The following is a 16457-nucleotide window of genomic DNA, read 5'->3' on the forward strand; positions in this document are numbered from 1 at the left end:
AAGGCTTAGGCGAAGACCGTACCGCCTGCCGAACCCGCCACGAACGGGTGGCAGGCCCGCACGAACCTGGCCACCGCCTCCGGGTCGCCGGCCGGGTGCGTGTGCAGGTACGAGGCGTGCACACCGCCGACGACGAACCCCTCGGCCACCGGCCGGTTCTCGACGCCGCGCCAGTGCCACGCGGGCGGCAGCGAGTGCGGTGTGGACAGCTGGGTGCGGTGGAACTCGTGGCCGGTCACGCGACCGCCCGGCGGGTGCAGCGACGAGCCGGTGGCCGCGACGGCGTCGCGGTAGCCCAGGGTCAGCTTCGGCGTCATGAAGCCCTCCGCGTCGAGCACGCCGCACATCTCGTGCCCGTCGAGCGAGCGCGCGAGGTACAGCAGCCCGCCGCACTCGGCGTGCACCGGCGCGCCCGAGCGGGCGAACCGCGCGACCGCCTCGCGCAGCGGCGCGTTGGCCGACAACGCCTCCGCGTGCTGCTCGGGAAAACCACCCGGCAGCACCAGACCGGCGGTGCCCTCGGGCAACCGGTCGTCGCGCAATGGGTCGACGACGGCGACAGCGGCACCGGCCGCCGCCAGCACCTCGGCGTGCTCCGCGTAGCCGAACGTGAACGCCGCCCCGCCGGCCACCGCGATCACCGGTTCCCCGCGGACGGCCTCGACCTGCGGTTCCCACGGTGCCACGGCCATCGCCGGCACCGATGACGCCAGCGCGCGCACCGCGTCCAGGTCGACGTGCTTGGCCACCGCGGCGGCGATCGCGTCGACCGCGGAGACCGCCTCGCTGCCGTGCTCGGCCGCCGTCACGAGCCCCAAGTGCCGTGAGGGCAACGAGAACTGCGCGTCGCGCGGCAGCACGCCGAGCACGTCCAGGCCGACCTCGTCGCACGCCGACCGCAGCACCTGCTCGTGGCGCTCCGACCCGACCTGGTTGAGGATCACGCCGCCGAGCCGCACGGTCGGGTCGTAGCCGCGGAAGCCGTGCAGCAGCGCCGCGAGCGACCGGCTCTGCCCCCGCGCGTCGACCACGAACAGCACGGGCGCGCCGATCAGCTTGGCCACGTGCGCGGTCGAGCCGATGCCCGCGGTGTCGACGCGGCCGTCGAACAGGCCCATCACGCCCTCGACCACGGCGAGGTCGCAGCCCCTCGACCCGTGCGCGAACAGGCCGGCGATGCGGTGCTCGCCGACCAGCACGGGGTCGAGGTTGCGGCCGGGCCGCCCGGTCGCGAGCCCGTGGTAGCCGGGGTCGATGTAGTCGGGTCCCACCTTGAACGGCGCGACCCGCGACCCGGCCCTGCGCAGTGCGGCCATCAGGCCCGTCGCCACCGTGGTCTTGCCACTGCCCGACGCGGGTGCGGCGACGACCAGCCGGTTCACCACTCGATCCCCCGCTGGCCCTTCTGCCCCGCGTCCATCGGGTGCTTGACCTTGGTCATCTCGGTCACCAGGTCGGCGGCGTCCACCAGCTGCTGCGGCGCGTACCGGCCGGTGATCACGACGTGCTGGTGGCCCGGCCGGTTGACCAGCACCTCCACCACCTCGTCGACGTCGATCCAGCCCCAGTGCAGCGGGTAGGTGAACTCGTCGAGCACGTAGAGGCCGTGGCGTTCGGTCTCCAGCCGGCGGCGGATCTCCTGCCAGCCCTCCAGCGCGGCGGCGGAGTGGTCCTCCTCGGTGCCCTGCTTGCGGGACCACGACCAGCCCTCGCCCATCTTGTGCCACTCGACCGCGCCGCCTTCGCCGGTCTCGTCGTGCAGCCGGCCGAGCGCCTTGAACGCGTTCTCCTCGCCGACCTTCCACTTGGCGGACTTCACGAACTGGAACACGCCGATGTCCCAGCCCTGGTTCCAGCCGCGCAACGCCAGGCCGAACGCCGCCGTCGACTTCCCCTTCATCTCACCGGTGTGCACCATCAGCAACGGCCGGTTGCGCCGCTGTCGCGTGGTGAGGCCGTCCTGCGGCACCGCGGTGGGTTGTCCCTGTGGCACTGGGGTCTCCTCCCTAGGCGGCGCGGACGACGCCGGCGAGGTGGTCGGCGCTGAGCTGGTCGAGGCGGACGCAGGTGCCCCGCAGGGCGTCGGCGACCTTGGCCGCGAGCCCGAGCCTGATGTGGCCCTGTTCGCAGTCCACGACGACGACAGCGGTCTGTTCGAGCAGCGCGGCGGCCTTGAGCGCGTCCTTCGTGGGGTCGCCGCCGAGACCGGACGACGTGGCGCGGCCGTCGGTCAGCAGCACCACGAGCGGGCGCTTGCGGGGGTCGCGCAGCCGTTCGATCTCAAGAAGCTTGTGCGCCTTCAGCAGTCCGTCCGCGAGCGGGGTGCGGCCGCCGGTGCGCATCTTCTTGAGACGCGTCGCGGCGGCGTCGACCGAGGTGGTCGGCGGCAGCGCCACCTCGGCCTGGTTGCCGCGGAACGTCACCACGCCGACCTTGTCGCGGCGCTGGTAGGCGTCGCGCAGCAACGAGATCACCGCGCCGCTGACCGCCGACATCCGCTTCTGCGCGGCCATCGAACCCGAGGCGTCCACGACGAACAGGACGAGGTTCGACTCCTTGCCCTCGCGGACGGCCTTGCGCAGGTCGCCCGGCACCAGCTTGAGGCCGGCACCGGTGCGCCCGCGGTCGTGCTGGTGCGGTGCCGCGGTGGCGAGGGTGTCGACGAGGTGCAGCCCGCTTCCGTCCACTGTGGAGGAACGCACGACCCGGCCGGTGCGCGCGCGTGCCCGCGACCGCTTGCCAGGAGCGCCTTCGCCGACGCCGGGCACCTCCAGCAGCCGGGCCTTGAACGCGGGCGACGGCTCGGGTGCGGGCCGGTCGCCCTGCGCGTTCCCGTTCCCCTTGGGGCCGTCCTGCGGTTCGGGCAGCTCGCCGCCGCCGGGGCCGTTGTCGTCGGGGCCGTCGGTGGGATCGGGTTCCTGGTCCTCTGGCTCTCGGGCGTGCTCGGCCGCCTGCCGCATGGCGTCCTCGAGCTGCTGCTCCTCGATGCCCGGCTCGTCGAACGGGTCGCGCCGGCGCCGGTGCGGCAGCGCGAGCCGCACGGCGACCTCGACGTCGGTCTCCTCGACCTCGGCGGCACCGCGCCAGGCCGCGTGGGCGGTGGCGGTGCGGGCGACCACGAGGTCCGCGCGCATGCCGTCCACCTCGAACGCCGCGCAGACGGCGGCGATCCGGCGCAGCTCGCCGTCGGGGAGGGACACGGTTTTCAGGGCGGCGCGGGCGTTGGTGATCTGCTGCTTGAGCCGGGCGTCCTCGTCGGCCCAGCGACCGGCGAACGTCTCCGGGTCGGCCTCGTAGGCGAGCCGGCGCCGGATCACCTCGGTGCGCACGGCCACGTCCCGCGCGGCCTTCACCGACACCGTGAGCCCGAACCGGTCGAGCAGCTGCGGACGCAGCTCGCCCTCCTCCGGGTTCATCGTGCCCACCAGCAGGAACTGCGACGGGTGCGCCACCGAGACGCCCTCGCGCTCCACGTGCGCCCGCCCCATCGCCGCCGCGTCGAGCAGCAGGTCGACCAGGTGGTCGTGCAGCAGGTTGACCTCGTCGACGTAGAGCACGCCCCGGTGCGCCGCCGCGAGCAGGCCGGGCTGGAACGCCCGCACGCCCTCGGTCAGCGCCTTCTCCAGGTCGAGCGAGCCGATCAGGCGGTCCTCGGTGGCGCCCACGGGCAGCTCGACCAGCCGGGCGGGCCTGCGCTCGCTCCCGACGTGCGGTGCGTCCGGGCAGTCCGTGCTGCCGGGCACGCAGCCGAACCGGCAGTCGCGCGACACGTCGAGCTCGGGCAGCAGGGCGGCGAGGGCCCGCACGACGGTCGACTTCGCGGTCCCCTTCTCGCCGCGCACGAGCACGCCGCCGATGCCGGGGTGCACCGCGTTCAGCAACAGGGCGAGCCGGAGGTCGTCGTGTCCGACGACGGCCGAAAACGGGAACATGCTCCAGCGAGTCCTTCCTCGGGTGTCCACGCCCGGGTCCGGTCGGGTAAGAGGGGGACGAGTTCCTGACTCCCGACGCGCGTCGGTCACAGTCGCGGGACGGCGCCGGATTCGCACCGGCTTCCTCGCGCTCCCCTCACAGCCCCGAGATCGTCGCACCTCGCACCGGCAGGACCAACCCCGCGGTCAGGTGGCCTTCACGACAGGGCGCTCCCCCACCGCGCTCACCACGACGACCACCAGCGTGATACCGACGCCGACGAGGACCGCCGCGGAAGCGCTGAACGCCTCCATCGCCACCGCCGAGATGCCCGCCGACGCGCTGTACCCCACCCCGGCCGCGGCGTACATCACCGAGTAGGCGGGTGCGTGCGCGTAGGACGGCAGGCGTTCGCGCAGGGCCAGGCTGCGCGACACCATCGCACCGGACTGGAACAGGCCGGCCACCAGCAACCCGGCGGCGATGCCCGCCACCCCCGGCAACACGGCCACCAGCGCGATCGACCCGGACATGGCCACCAGCAGCACCAGGCACTGCACCCGCAGCGAGCCCGGCCACGTGCGCAGCCCGTACAGCACCGCGCCCCCGGCGCAGGCCAGCGCGAACCAGGCGAGCAACGGCCCGGCCCAGCCCACCGCGATCCCGCGCTGCTCCAGCAACGCCGGCAGCATCAGCTCGGTGGCCGCGAACACCGCGTTCGAGGCGGTGCCGGTGAGGTAGATCGGCCAGGCCCGCCACAGCGACCGGCTGATCGGCGCGGTGACCGGTTCCGGGGCGGGCAGCCAGCGCAGCCCCAGCGCGCCGACCAGGAAGAACGCCGCCGCGAGCACCAGCGGCACACCGGGGTGGACCTGCAGCGCGAGGAACACCACCAGCGCGGGTGCCGCCGCCCAGACGACCTGCGACAACACGGCCTCGCCGCTCAGCGCCCGCGCCGCCCGCGACTCGGGCACCAGCGAGGTGAGGATCGCGCGGGTGCCACCCGGAGCCGCGGCGGGTGCCGCGCCTGCCACGAACACGACCGCGAGCAGCACCGGCCCGTCGACGAACGGCAGCACCGCGAACGCCAGCGCACCGACGACCATCCCCGCCGGCAGCTGCCCGCGCGACCGGCCGAGCCGCGCGCCGAGCACCGCCGACCCGGCGATCTCGCCGACCACGTACAGCGCCGCCGCCCCTGCGCCGAGCGCGTAACCGCCGGAGGTCGACCGTCCCAGGAACACCAGCGCGAGCGGCGCCATCGCCACCGGCAACCGGCTGCCGGCCGCGACGAGCCCCCACAGCAGGAGCGGACGGCTCACAGCGACCCGCGGAACTGCCGCCACGCCTCCCTGACCTCGTCCGCCGTCCACTCCAGCGCCGGCTCGGCGACGGTGACCTCGGTCTTCGCCAGCTGCCCCGACCGCCAGAACCGGCCGAGGAACTTCCCGCTCAGCTCGGTCAGCCGCGCCGGATCACCCGGCAGGTGCAGCGCGAACTGGTGCGTGTCCGGTTCCGGCAGGTCCATCGCCGCCGCCACGACCTTGGCGTGCTCGACGTAGCGGCCCAGCCGCGGCAGCACGGTGTCGAGGCCGTGCAACGCCGACAGCGCCGCCGGCCACTGCTGGAACAGCATCCCGCCGTACCGGTGCCGCCACACCCGCGCCTGCTCCACGAAGTCGGCGGACCCGGCGAGCGCCGCGCCGGAGATGCCCTCCAGCGACTTGTAGAACGACACGTAGACCGAGTCGAAGAGGCCGGCGACCTCGTCCAGCGGCTTGCCCAGCCCGTGCACGGCCTCCCACAGCCGCGCGCCGTCGAGGTGCACCACCGCGTCCCGCTCGCGGGCGGCGTCCACGATCGCCACGAGCTCGTCCCAGGTGGGCAGCACGAACCCGGCTTCGCGGTCGGGCACCTCGACCAGCAGCGTGCCGAACGGTTCCGGGCACGCCGCCACCTCGTCGTTCGCCACGCGGACCGGGCGCAGGCCGGACAGCGCGGTCAGCGCGTCGTCCTCGTGGTGCAGCGGGTGGGCCTGCGGGTGCATCGCGACGATCGGGTTGTGCGTGCGGTCGGCCCAGCAGCGCAACGCGATCTGCTGCGCCATCGTCCCGGTCGGCACGAACAGCGCCGCCTCGGTGCCCAGCAGCCGGGCGACCCGCGTCTCCAGCTCCTCGACCGGGCCGCCGTCGCCGTAGCGGTCCGGGGCGGCGTCCGGCACCGGGCCGAGCGACTCCAGCAGCGTCTTCTTGCGGACTCCCGAGAGCTGGCGGTTCATCACCCCGGCATCAAACACCGGCCGCGAGCGACTCCGCGAGCGGGATGTCCCCGTCCCGCAGCTGTTCACCGAGCACCAGCGGCGAGATCGCCGGGCTCATCGCGCGACCGTGACGGACCGAGGCGCGCGGAACGACAGGAGGTTCAGCCACTCCGGCTCGTCACCGGCGAGCCGGAGCGAGGGCTCGTGCTCGGCCACGGTCCGCAGCACCACCGCGGCCTCCAGCCGGGCCAGCCCCGCGCCCAGGCAGAAGTGCCGCCCGTACCCGAACGCCAGGTGCCTGGGGTCGTCCTCCTCACCGCTCAGCACCAGCACGAGCTCCGCACCGGCCGGGACGCGCACACCGGACAGCACGACCTCCCGCGCGGTGAGCCGCCGCCACGTCACCACGGGCGTCTCGGTGCGCAGCACGTCCTCCACGAACGCCTCCGCGACACCGGTCAGCGGCAGCCGTTCCCACACCGAGCGGTCCCGCAACGCCCGCCGCAGCGCCGTGGACAGCAGCTGCGTCGTCGTCTCCTGACCGGCGATCAGCAGGAAGTAGCAGAGCCCGGCGGAGTCCTCCGCGGACACACCGGCGTCGGCCAGCGCGCAGAACAACGCCCCGTCCCGGGCCTCGTACCGCTTGACCAGCCACTGGTGGAACGCGCCGACGTCGTCGACCAGCTCCAGCTGCCGGTCACGCGTGATGTCGCCCCAGAAGAACTCCAGCGACGCCGTGCTCCACCGCTTGAGCGTCGGGATGTCCACGTCGTCGAGCCCGAGGAGGTCCATCAGCACGATCGCCGGCAGGTCCCACGCCAGCGACCGCACGAGATCTGAGCCACCAAGCCGTTCCACGGCGAGTGCGCGGATGCGGGGCTCCACGGCGGCGACCCGTGCCGGGGTGAAGAACGACGCGACCAGCCGCCGCAACCCGGCGTGCGAGTCAGACCCGTTGTTCGCGAGCGTCGGCGGCAACGAGAACCGGGCCCTGACCAGGGACCGGAGCGCTGCCGGCGCCACCGGCGTGACCGCGGTCAGCGCGTTGTCCGGCAGGTAGGTCACCGGGTCGGCGAGCACCGCGCGCACGTCGGCGCAGGACGACACCACCCAGCGGCCGTCGCAGAACTGGACCGGCGAGGTCAGCTCGGCGCGCGTGAAGGTGAACAGGTCCACGAGCGGCACGCTAGTCGGCGGATGGGAGACTCAGTCGGTGAGCGTGAGCACAACTGAGGCGTCGTCCAGCGGTGGTGAGGCGACGTTCGACTGGATCGACGTCAGGGCCCAGGCGCGCGCCAAGGCGGGTCTGTCCCGGCGCCTGCGGCCGCGTCAGGCCGACTCGGCGGACCTCGACCTCGCGAGCAACGACTACCTGGGGCTCGCGCGGGACAAGCGGGTCGCCGGGGCGGCTGCCGCGGCCACGCTCAAGTGGGGTGCGGGGTCGACGGGATCGCGCCTGGTCTCGGGGTCGACGGAGCTGCACGCCGAGCTGGAGTACGAGCTCGCGAACTTCTGCGGCAGCCAGTCGGCGCTGGTGTTCTCCTCCGGCTACGCGGCGAACCTCGGCGCGGTCACCGCGCTCACCGGCCCCGGCACGGCGATCGTCGCCGACCAGCACATCCACGCCTCGCTGATCGACGGCACGCGGCTGTCCAAGGCCGACGTCGTGGTCGCGGAGCACTGCAACGTGGGCAAGGTCCGGCACGCGCTGGAGACCCGCGGCAAGCGGCGCGCGATCGTGGTGACCGACTCGGTGTTCTCCGTGGACGGCGACATCGCCCCGCTCGCCGAGCTGCACGAGGCCTGCCGCGCGAACGGTGCCGGGCTCGTGGTCGACGACGCGCACGGCCTCGGCGTCGTGGGCCCCGGCGGGCGCGGCGCGGTCGCGGAGGCCGGGCTCGTGCGGGCACCGGACGTGGTCACGACGCTGACGCTCAGCAAGTCGCTGGGCGCCCAGGGCGGTGCGGTGCTCGGACCGAGCCGGGTGATCAAGCACCTCGTCGACACCGCGCGCACGTTCATCTTCGACACCGGTCTCGCCCCGGCCAGCGCCGCCGCCGCACTGGCCGCCATCAAGATCCTGCGCGAGGAGCCGGACCGCCCCGAGCGCGCGCTGACCGTGGCGCACGACCTGAGCTTCCGCCTGAAGGAGGCCGGGTTCCAAGTCAGCACGCCGACCGCGGCGGTGGTGAGCGTGCGGGCCCCTTCGCCGGATCAGGCGTTCCGGTGGGCCGAGGCGTGCCGCACCAACGGCGTGGTCGTCGGCTGCTTCCGCCCGCCGTCGGTGCCGGACCAGATCTCGCGCCTGCGGCTCACCGCGCGCGCCGACCTGACCGAGGCCGACATCGAGCGCGCGGTGCGCGTGATCACGGAGTGCGCCGCATCCGCAGGTGTGGAATCCCGTCCTCGATGAACTCGGCGCCCTCGGGCACGAAGCCGAACGAGGCGTAGAAGTCGGTGACGTAGGTCTGCGCGTCCAGCACGCACGGCGCGGTACCGACGTCGACCAGCGCCGCCTGCACGAGCCGGCGGCTGAACCCGCGGCCGCGGGCCATCCGGCCGGTCACGACGCGGCCGATGCGGAACGTGCCGCCGGGTTCCTCGGTGAGCCGCAGGTACGCCAGCGGCTCGTGCGTCGCGTCCGCCTCCAGCCAGAAGTGCCGGGTGCCCTGCTCCAGGTCGCGGCCGTCCACGTCGGCGTAGACGCAGTTCTGCTCGACGACGAACACGTCCTGGCGCAGCCGCAGGATCGCGTAGAGCTGGGCGGGGCTCAGGTCGAGCCCCCACTGCCGGCGCAGGGTGGCCGGGAACGGTGTGGTTCGCACCGGACCTTGGATATCAGAAGCCGACCGTGGACCGGTAGTGAGCCAGCCGCGTGTAGACGCCCGGCTCGTCCGGCCGCGCACACCCGCGCCCGTACGACACGACACCGGCGAGCCTGCCCTTGACGACCAGCGGCCCGCCCGAGTCGCCGGTGCACGCGTCCTTGCCACCGCGCCCGGCGCACAGCATCGCCCCCGGCCGGTAGTCCGGCTCCTTCGCCGCGCACTCGCCGTCCGGCAGGATCGGCACCGTCACCTTGCGCAGCGACATCGCGGGTTTGTCGAGCTCCGCGGTGCGGCCCCAGCCGAGCACGACACCGCTCTCGCCCGCGTCGCCCAGCGCGATCGTCCGGTACGGCAGCTCCCGGTCCAGCGTCAGCACCGCCACGTCGTCGCCCTGCGTGACGTCCTTGAAGTCGGGGTGGCGCCACACGTTCGTCACCGCCGCCTCGGCACCCTCGGTCGTGCGCAGGTCCGTGCGGCCCGCGATCACCCGCATGTGCTCGACCGGGCGCTGGGTGCGGCCCGCGAGGCCCTTCACCGTGGCGCAGTGGGCCGCCGTCACGACCTTGTCCGGGGCGACGAGCGCGCCACCGCAGATCAGCTGCCCGTCCGGGGTGGTGATCGCCACAACCCAGGGCGTGTCGGCCGCCCGCGCGGGTGTCCCCCCGACGATCGCGTTCGCCGTCGCTGCCCCGCTGACCAGCGGGACAACGGCGGCGAGCACGGCAAACCGCTTACGCCTCACGGGTCACTCCTCGTTGCGCCAGGTGGACGATTGGTCACCAACGGTAGCGAGCACGTTAGGACGGCGTCAAAACCGGAGAATTTGGTGTTAGTGTTCCATCTGGCCGGAGATTTTGCGGTCAGTGTCATAGATCACGGGGGTATGTGCGGTGTTGTTCGACTTCAGCCAGGTTCCGGCCTTCCTCATCGCGTGCGCGGTCGTCATCGTGACCCCCGGTGTCGACGCGTTCCTGCTGCTGCGCACGTCGCTGCGGTCGGGAGTGCGGTCGGGGCTGCTCGCGCTGGCCGGCATCCACACGGCCGCCGCGGTCCAGGTGGCGCTGGTGATCTCGGGCCTGGGAGTGGTGCTCGCCCGGTACCCGGCGGTGCTCGTCGCGTTGCGCTGGATCGGTGCCGGCTACCTGCTCTACCTCGCGGTTTCCATCGCACGCGGGCTGCTGAAGCGCGGTGTGCGGGAGCCGGAGGAGGTCGTCGGCGACCGGCCGTTCCGGCAGGGCTTCCTGACCAACATCACGAACCCGAAGATGATCCTGTTCGCGCTGGCGTTCCTGCCGCAGTTCATCGGATCGGGTGAACCGGCAGCGCAGCTCACGATGCTCGCGGCGGTGTTCCTCGGCCTGGCCGCGGTGTGGGAGCTGATGATCGTGCTGGCGGCGAGCAGCGTCGCAGGACGGCTGCGCCGGCCCGGGGTCACGAAGGCGCTGGACGTGGTGTGCGCGACCGTGTTCTTCACGATGTCCGTCGGCCTCGTGGTCTGAGACGGCTCACCGCGGCGGCCGGTCCGGGGACGAGCCGTCAGGACGTCCGCACGCGCAGCCGGGGCAGCACTCGGCCGGGGATGGAGCCCGACGGCGACTCACCGATGCGTTCGGCGCCCATCCGCAGGTAGAACCCCTCGGCGTACGGGTCGGCGTCGATGTCGAGGTGGTCGTAGCCGGCGGCGGACGCCACGGCGTGGTCCCACAGCGCACGACCGAGCCCGGTGCCGATCGCGGCCGGCTCCACCCACAGGTCGGTGAGCTCACCCGCGGGCGGCGTCCCGCCGATGCCGTACCAGCCCAGCACGACGCCGTCCCGTTCGGCGACCACGTGCAGCCGCCGCTCCACGTCCTCCGGCCGGACGGTGAGCTCGGCGCGCACGGCCTCCAGGAACGCCGCGTCGTAGGGCCAGTGCGCCTTGGCCGCCAGCGCCAACTCGGTCAGCGCGCCCGCCTCGTCCGGCCGGGCCCGTCGCAGCACCACCACGGGCCCAGGCTGGCACAGCGCCGGGCCCGCGGCGACCGGGTTTCACGGCCGGACCGGGCGGGTCCTCATGCCGGGGGCTCCTCCGCGGGAGGCTCCTCCGCCGGGGGTTCCACGACGCCCACGACCGGCTGGAGGTCCTTCGCGTACCGGGCGACCCGGACGTACACGCCGGGCTTGCCCCTGCGCGCGCAGCCCTCGCCCCACGACGTGACGCCGACGAGCCTGCCCGCCGCCACGACCGGGCCGCCGGAGTCGCCCTGGCAGGTGTCGACCTTGCCCTCGGGGTAGCCGGCGCAGAACATGTCCGCCCGCACGAACTGCGGGTAGGAGCCCGCGCAGTCGGCGTCGGGCAGCACCGGCACCGTCGCCCCCATCAGGTAGCGGGAGGTCCTGCCGTTCTCGCTGGTGCGGCCCCAGCCGAGCGCCCGCAGCGGGGTGCCGGGCCGGTAGAGGTCGGTGTCGGCCTGCCCGGCGATCGGCAGCGGGGTGAACGGCAGCGGCGTGGCCATGGTCAGCACGGCGAGGTCCTCGCCCCGGTCGGCGGCCACGTACTGCCGGTGGACCCAGACCTCGACCGGCGTGGCGACCACGCCCTCCGAGCTCTTCTTGTCCTCGCGGCCCGCGACGACGCGGAACTGGGAGGCGGGCCGGCCGACCGCGCAGTGCGCCGCCGTCAGGACCTTCGTCGGGGCGACGATCGTGCCGCCGCAGAACTGGTAGCCGTTCGGGTCGGTCAGGTAGACGACCCACGGGGTCGTGGCGATGGGGACCCGTTCACCGCCGACGACCTGTTCGTCGGCGGCAGCGGTGCCCGCCGTCAGGAGCAGAGCCAGGACCACAACAGCGAGTCGTCTCATGACTCCAGATGGTAGCTACTCCGCTGGTCCATTTGGAGCAACTTTGCCCCACATCTTTCCCGCGGCACCCATCACGGTCTCGCCGATGTCGTTGATCGTCTTGATCAGCGGGTCCGCTGAGCTGCTCGCCGACTCCCGGTAGGACCGCGCCGCGCTCTTGACGTCGTCGGTGAGGTTGCTCGTCGGGTGGTCGTCCTCGCGGCGCGGGTAGACGCCGGTGAGGATCTCCCGGTACTCCTCGCCCGCGGCCCAGCGCTGCAGCTGCGCGGCCCTGACCACGGCCAGCGGGTGCGAGCGGCGCTCGTTGTCCATCAGCTTCAGGATGCTGTCGCGGATGTCCTCGCCCTCGTACTCCTTCGCCTGTTCGAGGAACGCCGCGATGTCGACCTGGCCGCCGATGTCGCCCGCGAACGCGAGGTGCACGCGCAGCGCGGCCTGCGGGTCCTGGCAGGCGAGCAGCCCGGCCCGGTCGCAGGACAGCTCGGTCTTGCGCTGCCACTCGTAGAGGGCGGCGATGACCGCGCGCAGGGCGAACGCGCCCGCCGGCATCCAGCCGAACGCGTACTGCAGGTTGAGCAGGCGTTCCAGGATGGTGTTGTAGAGCCCGTGGCCGGACATCGCGTGGCCGGTCTCGTGCCCGAGGACGAACCGCAGCTCCTCGCGGTCGAACCGCTCGACCAGCGCGGAGTTCAGCACGATGAACGGCTTGTCGATGCCCCGCGTGAACGCGTTGACCTCCGGAGAGTGCCGGACGAAGACCTCCGGCGCCTCCTCCAGGTCGAACGCGGCGGCGACCTCGTTCTGGATGCGGTGCAGGTCCGGGTACTGCTTCGGGCCCACCCGCACCGAGGAGGCGACCTGGACCAGGCGTTCCCCGCGTTCGGAGAACGCCGCCGCGACCGCCTTGACGATCGGTGCCACGGCCGGCACGGCGCGGAGCACGGCGAGCGCGCCCCGGTCGGCTGGGTGTTCGTAGGCGCGCGAGCTGATCCCCGGGAAGCGCACCCTCGACGACTGTTCGATGTCCCCCGTCATCGGTCCAGGTTAGACACGATCCGGACAAGGGTGCGCGGAATCGCCGGTTTTCGGGAGCAGACTGGCGCCGTGAGCGACGAAGACACCACGGTCCTGCCGTTGCGCGGCGGGGCCACCGCGACCCTGGTCCGCAGGCGGGCCGCGCAGGCCGACCGCGGCGCGATCCTCTACGTGCACGGGTTCGCCGACTACTTCTTCCAAGAGCACGTCGCCGAGCACTACAACGCTCAGGGCTACGACTTCTACGCCGTGGACCTGCGCGGCTACGGGCGGTCGTTGCGCGACGGCGAGGTGCCGAACTACACGACCGACATGGCCGTGTACTTCGAGGAGATCGACGCGGCCGTCGCCGTCGTCCGCGCCGAGCACTCGCGGGTCGTGCTGATGGGCCACTCGACCGGGGGGCTCACGACGTCGCTGTGGGCGCACGAACGGCGCTCGGAGGACCTGATCGACGCCCTCGTGCTCAACAGCCCGTGGCTGGACGTCGTCGAACCGCCGCTCCTGCGGCGGGTGGTGAAGCTGCTCGGGAAGGTCGCGCCCTCGGTGAAGGTCCGCGGCGGGCTGGGCGACGCGTACGGCGCCTCGATCCACTCCTCGCGCAACGGCGAGTGGGACTTCGACCTGAGGTGGAAGCCGCTCGACGGGTTCCCGGTGCTGGCCGGGTGGATCCGCGCGGTGCTCGTGGCGCAGGAGAAGGTGCACGCCGGGCTCGACGTGCGCGTGCCCGTGCTGGTGCTGCACTCCGACCGCAGCACGCTCGGCGCCCGCGAGTGGAACGAGGACGTGGCGAAGGCCGACGCGGTGCTCGACGTCGAGGGCATGCGCAGGTGGGGACCGAAGCTCGGCACGTCCGTGAAGGTCGTGGAGATCAAGGCCGGCCTGCACGACCTGTTCCTGTCGCCGGAACCGGTGCGCGCGGCGGCGCTGGCGGAGGTCGACGCGTTCTTGAAAACGGCTTGACCTCGACTCAGCTGGAGGTCGCAGACTGGGCGTCGTGAACATCGACTTCAACGCCTGGTACGCGCTCGAAAGCGCGATGCAGGACAAGGAGAACCGCCGCGTCAGCCGGGCGACGTTGAAGCGCGTCGCCCGGTTCGCCCGCCCGCAGCGGCCTGCGGTGCTGGCCCTGCTCGCCACCAGCGCGGTGGCCGCGGTGCTGGCGGTGGCGAGCCCGGTCCTGGCCGGCCGCGTGGTCGACACGATCATCGGCGGCCGCGACCTGGACCTGGTGGTGTGGCTGGCACTCGCGATCGCCGGCGTCGCCGTGCTGGAGGCCGGTTTCTCGCTGGCCGAGCGCTGGCAGTCCGCCCGCGTCGGCGAGGACCTGATCCTGCGGCTGCGGCAGTCCGTCTTCGACCACGTGCAGCGCATGCCGATCGCGTTCTTCACCCGCACCCGCACCGGCGCCCTGGTCTCCCGGCTCAACAACGACGTGATCGCCGCGCAGCGGGCGTTCTCCGAGACGATCTCCGGTGTCGTCACGAACCTGATCGCGCTGGTGCTCACGCTGGTCGTGATGCTGACGCTGTCGTGGCAGGTCACCGTTCTCGCGATGGCGCTGCTGCCGGTGTTCCTGATCCCGGCGCGGCGCATGGGCAGGCGCCTGGCGTCCATGCACCGCGAGGCCGCGAACCTCGACTCGGCCATGACGACCCAGATGACCGAGCGGTTCTCCGCTCCCGGCGCGACCCTGATCAAGCTCTTCGGCCGCCCCGCCCTGGAAAGCGCGGAGTTCGGTGCGCGCGCTCGTCGTGTGCGTGACATCGGTGTGCGCACGGCCGTTGCGCAGTGGCTGTTCCTGGTGGCGTTGACGTTGGTGTCGTCGCTGGCCCTTGCGTTGGTCTACGGCCTCGGCGGCTACTTCGCGTTCATGGGTCAGATGGCACCCGGCACGATCGTGACGCTGGCGCTGCTGCTGACGCGCCTCTACGCCCCGTTGACCGCCTTGGCCGGTGCACGTGTGGACGTGATGACGGCGCTGGTGTCGTTCGAGCGCGTCTTCGAGGTGCTCGACCTGCCGCCGCTGATCAAGGAGGAGCCCGACGCGGTCTCCGTGCCCGACGGCCCGGTCTCGGTGGAGTTCGACGACGTCCACTTCGCCTACCCGGCCGCGGACAAGGTCTCCCTGGCCTCGCTGGAGGAGGTCGCCACCCTCGACACGCGCGGCGGTGACGCGGTCCTGCGCGGCATCTCCTTCACGGCCGCGCCGGGCTCGCTGATCGCACTGGTCGGCGCCTCGGGTGCGGGCAAGTCGACGATCGCCTCCCTGCTCCCCCGCCTGTACGACGCCGACTCCGGCGCCGTCCGGCTGTCCGGTGTGGACGTCCGCACGCTGTCGTTCGACTCGTTGCGCGAGACCGTCGGCATGGTGACGCAGGACGGCCACCTGTTCCACGAGTCGATCGGCGCCAACCTGCGCCTCGCCGCACCGGCCGCCACCGACGAGGAGCTGTGGGACGCCCTGCGCCGCGCCCGCCTCGCCGACCTGGTGTCGTCGTTGCCCGACCAGCTCGACACGGTCGTCGGCGAACGCGGCTACCGCCTGTCCGGCGGCGAGCGCCAGCGCCTCACCATCGCCCGCCTGCTGCTCGCCAAGCCCCGCGTCGTGATCCTGGACGAGGCCACCGCGCACCTGGACTCCCGCTCCGAGGCGGCCGTGCAGGAGGCACTGGTGGAAGCCCTCGCCGGCCGCACCTCGCTGGTGATCGCCCACCGCCTGTCCACCGTCCGCGCCGCCGACCAGATCCTCGTCGTCGACGCCGGCCAGGTCGTCGAACGCGGCACCCACGAGTCCCTGCTGGCCCTCGGCGGCCACTACGCCAAGCTGTACCGCACCCAGTTCAGCGAAGAGCCGATCGGAGCGCCGTGACCATCCCCTCGCCCGACAACCTCTACCCGTTGCCGGACATGCCCCGCACCGTGCTCCTCAAGCCGTTGGTCAAGAACCCGCAGATCGAGATCGGCGAGTACACCTACTACGACGACCCGCACCACGCCATGGAGTTCGAGCACCGCAACGTGCTCTACAACTTCGGCCCCGAGAAGCTGGTCATCGGCCGCTACTGCGCGCTGGCAGAAGGGGTGCGGTTCATCATGTCCGGCGCCAACCACGGCATGTCCGGCGTGTCGGCGTTCCCGTTCACGATCTTCGGCGGGGCCTGGGCGGAGAAGACGCTGGACATCGCGCTGGGGGCGCCGTCGCGCGGGGACACGGTGGTGGGCAACGACGTGTGGCTCGGGTACCGGTCGGTGGTCATGCCCGGCGTGCGGATCGGTGACGGGGCGATCGTGGCCGCCGGGTCGGTGGTGGTCGGGGACGTGCCCGCGTACGGGATCGTCGGCGGCAACCCGGCCCGGCTGCTGCGGACGCGGTACAGCGACGAGGAGGTCGCCGTGCTGCAACGGGTCGCGTGGTGGGAGTGGCCCGTGGAGAAGGTGACGGAGCACGTGCGGGTGATCATGGCGGGGACACCGGCCGAGCTGGCCGCGGTCGCGGCGGCGGAAGGCTTGCAGGACCCGCCGGCAGCACGGGACGGGACCGGTTCGGTGGCGTCTGAGTGAACATCGCTGACGGAC

The 16457-nt window shown here is 72.8% G+C and carries 16 protein-coding genes and 1 riboswitch; of the genes, 5 read left to right on the forward strand and 11 right to left on the reverse strand.

The features are described from left to right. Positions 1–5: 5 nt before the first annotated feature. The 6 genes from ACZ7CF_RS25455 to ACZ7CF_RS25480 form a co-directional block, all read right to left on the reverse strand. Positions 6–1382 carry a cobyrinate a,c-diamide synthase gene (locus ACZ7CF_RS25455; RefSeq protein WP_360390800.1) on the reverse strand — a complete coding sequence of 459 codons (1377 nt, stop codon included), beginning with the start codon at positions 1380–1382 and terminating at the stop codon, positions 6–8. Beyond that, positions 1379–1993, reverse strand: a complete 615-nt coding sequence (gene cobO / locus ACZ7CF_RS25460; RefSeq protein WP_458430652.1) for a cob(I)yrinic acid a,c-diamide adenosyltransferase — start codon at positions 1991–1993, stop codon at positions 1379–1381. Before cobO ends, ACZ7CF_RS25455 begins: the two co-directional genes overlap by 4 nt. 13 nt (positions 1994–2006) lie before the next feature. Next, positions 2007–3932: a putative cobaltochelatase gene (locus ACZ7CF_RS25465; protein ID WP_470370744.1), complete on the reverse strand. Its 1926-nt coding sequence runs from the start codon at positions 3930–3932 to the stop codon at positions 2007–2009. A 59-nt stretch (positions 3933–3991) separates the two neighbouring features. After that, positions 3992–4059: riboswitch (cobalamin riboswitch) on the reverse strand. Between the two features lie 59 nt (positions 4060–4118). Further along, on the reverse strand, positions 4119–5234 hold the full coding sequence (locus ACZ7CF_RS25470; RefSeq protein WP_360390809.1) for a hypothetical protein: 1116 nt from the start codon (positions 5232–5234) through the stop codon (positions 4119–4121). Continuing rightward, on the reverse strand, positions 5231–6190 hold the full coding sequence (locus tag ACZ7CF_RS25475; RefSeq protein ID WP_470370745.1) for a threonine aldolase family protein: 960 nt from the start codon (positions 6188–6190) through the stop codon (positions 5231–5233). The genes ACZ7CF_RS25470 and ACZ7CF_RS25475 overlap by 4 nt, the downstream gene beginning before the upstream one ends. A gap of 96 nt (positions 6191–6286) precedes the next feature. Next, on the reverse strand, positions 6287–7348 hold the full coding sequence (locus tag ACZ7CF_RS25480) for a cytochrome P450 family protein (protein ID WP_470370746.1): 1062 nt from the start codon (positions 7346–7348) through the stop codon (positions 6287–6289). A 43-nt stretch (positions 7349–7391) separates the two neighbouring features. Here ACZ7CF_RS25480 and ACZ7CF_RS25485 point away from each other — a divergent pair, with 43 nt between their 5' ends. After that, positions 7392–8585, forward strand: coding sequence for an 8-amino-7-oxononanoate synthase (locus tag ACZ7CF_RS25485; RefSeq protein WP_360390818.1), 1194 nt, complete (start codon positions 7392–7394; stop codon positions 8583–8585). On the opposite strand, the gene ACZ7CF_RS25490 is transcribed toward ACZ7CF_RS25485, so the two are convergent. Together ACZ7CF_RS25490 and ACZ7CF_RS25495 are read right to left on the reverse strand one after the other, a co-directional pair. Further along, the gene (locus ACZ7CF_RS25490; RefSeq protein ID WP_360390821.1) at positions 8539–8997 is read right to left on the reverse strand and encodes a GNAT family N-acetyltransferase; all 459 of its coding nucleotides are present in this window, start codon (positions 8995–8997) and stop codon (positions 8539–8541) included. The two genes, ACZ7CF_RS25485 and ACZ7CF_RS25490, sit on opposite strands and share 47 nt — an antisense overlap. Before the next feature lie 13 nt (positions 8998–9010). Continuing rightward, positions 9011–9742 (reverse strand): S1 family peptidase, encoded by a 732-nt coding sequence (locus ACZ7CF_RS25495; RefSeq protein ID WP_470370747.1) that lies wholly within the window; start codon positions 9740–9742, stop codon positions 9011–9013. A 148-nt stretch (positions 9743–9890) separates the two neighbouring features. On the opposite strand from ACZ7CF_RS25495, the gene ACZ7CF_RS25500 reads away from it, so the two are divergent. Beyond that, positions 9891–10499 (forward strand): LysE family translocator, encoded by a 609-nt coding sequence (locus ACZ7CF_RS25500; protein ID WP_470370748.1) that lies wholly within the window; start codon positions 9891–9893, stop codon positions 10497–10499. A 37-nt stretch (positions 10500–10536) separates the two neighbouring features. Here the strand turns inward: ACZ7CF_RS25500 and ACZ7CF_RS25505 are convergent, their stop codons facing one another. The 3 genes from ACZ7CF_RS25505 to ACZ7CF_RS25515 form a co-directional block, all read right to left on the reverse strand. Next, the gene (locus ACZ7CF_RS25505) at positions 10537–10986 is read right to left on the reverse strand and encodes a GNAT family N-acetyltransferase (RefSeq protein WP_470370749.1); all 450 of its coding nucleotides are present in this window, start codon (positions 10984–10986) and stop codon (positions 10537–10539) included. Between the two features lie 65 nt (positions 10987–11051). Next, positions 11052–11843, reverse strand: a complete 792-nt coding sequence (locus ACZ7CF_RS25510; RefSeq protein ID WP_360390832.1) for a S1 family peptidase — start codon at positions 11841–11843, stop codon at positions 11052–11054. Between the two features lie 15 nt (positions 11844–11858). Continuing rightward, on the reverse strand, positions 11859–12878 hold the full coding sequence (locus ACZ7CF_RS25515; protein ID WP_470370750.1) for a M48 family metallopeptidase: 1020 nt from the start codon (positions 12876–12878) through the stop codon (positions 11859–11861). 69 nt (positions 12879–12947) lie between these two features. On the opposite strand from ACZ7CF_RS25515, the gene ACZ7CF_RS25520 reads away from it, so the two are divergent. From ACZ7CF_RS25520 to ACZ7CF_RS25530, 3 genes are all read left to right on the forward strand, one after another. Continuing rightward, a complete protein-coding gene (locus tag ACZ7CF_RS25520; RefSeq protein WP_360390839.1) occupies positions 12948–13841 on the forward strand; it encodes an alpha/beta hydrolase in 894 nt (297 codons plus the stop codon). A gap of 76 nt (positions 13842–13917) precedes the next feature. Continuing rightward, on the forward strand, positions 13918–15750 hold the full coding sequence (locus tag ACZ7CF_RS25525; RefSeq protein ID WP_470370850.1) for an ABC transporter ATP-binding protein: 1833 nt from the start codon (positions 13918–13920) through the stop codon (positions 15748–15750). Between the two features lie 38 nt (positions 15751–15788). Further along, complete coding sequence (locus ACZ7CF_RS25530) at positions 15789–16442, forward strand: CatB-related O-acetyltransferase (RefSeq protein WP_360391490.1); 654 nt, start codon at positions 15789–15791, stop codon at positions 16440–16442. The last annotated feature ends 15 nt before the right edge of the window (positions 16443–16457 follow it).

It is taken from the genome of Lentzea sp. NPDC036955 (genome assembly GCF_055608005.1).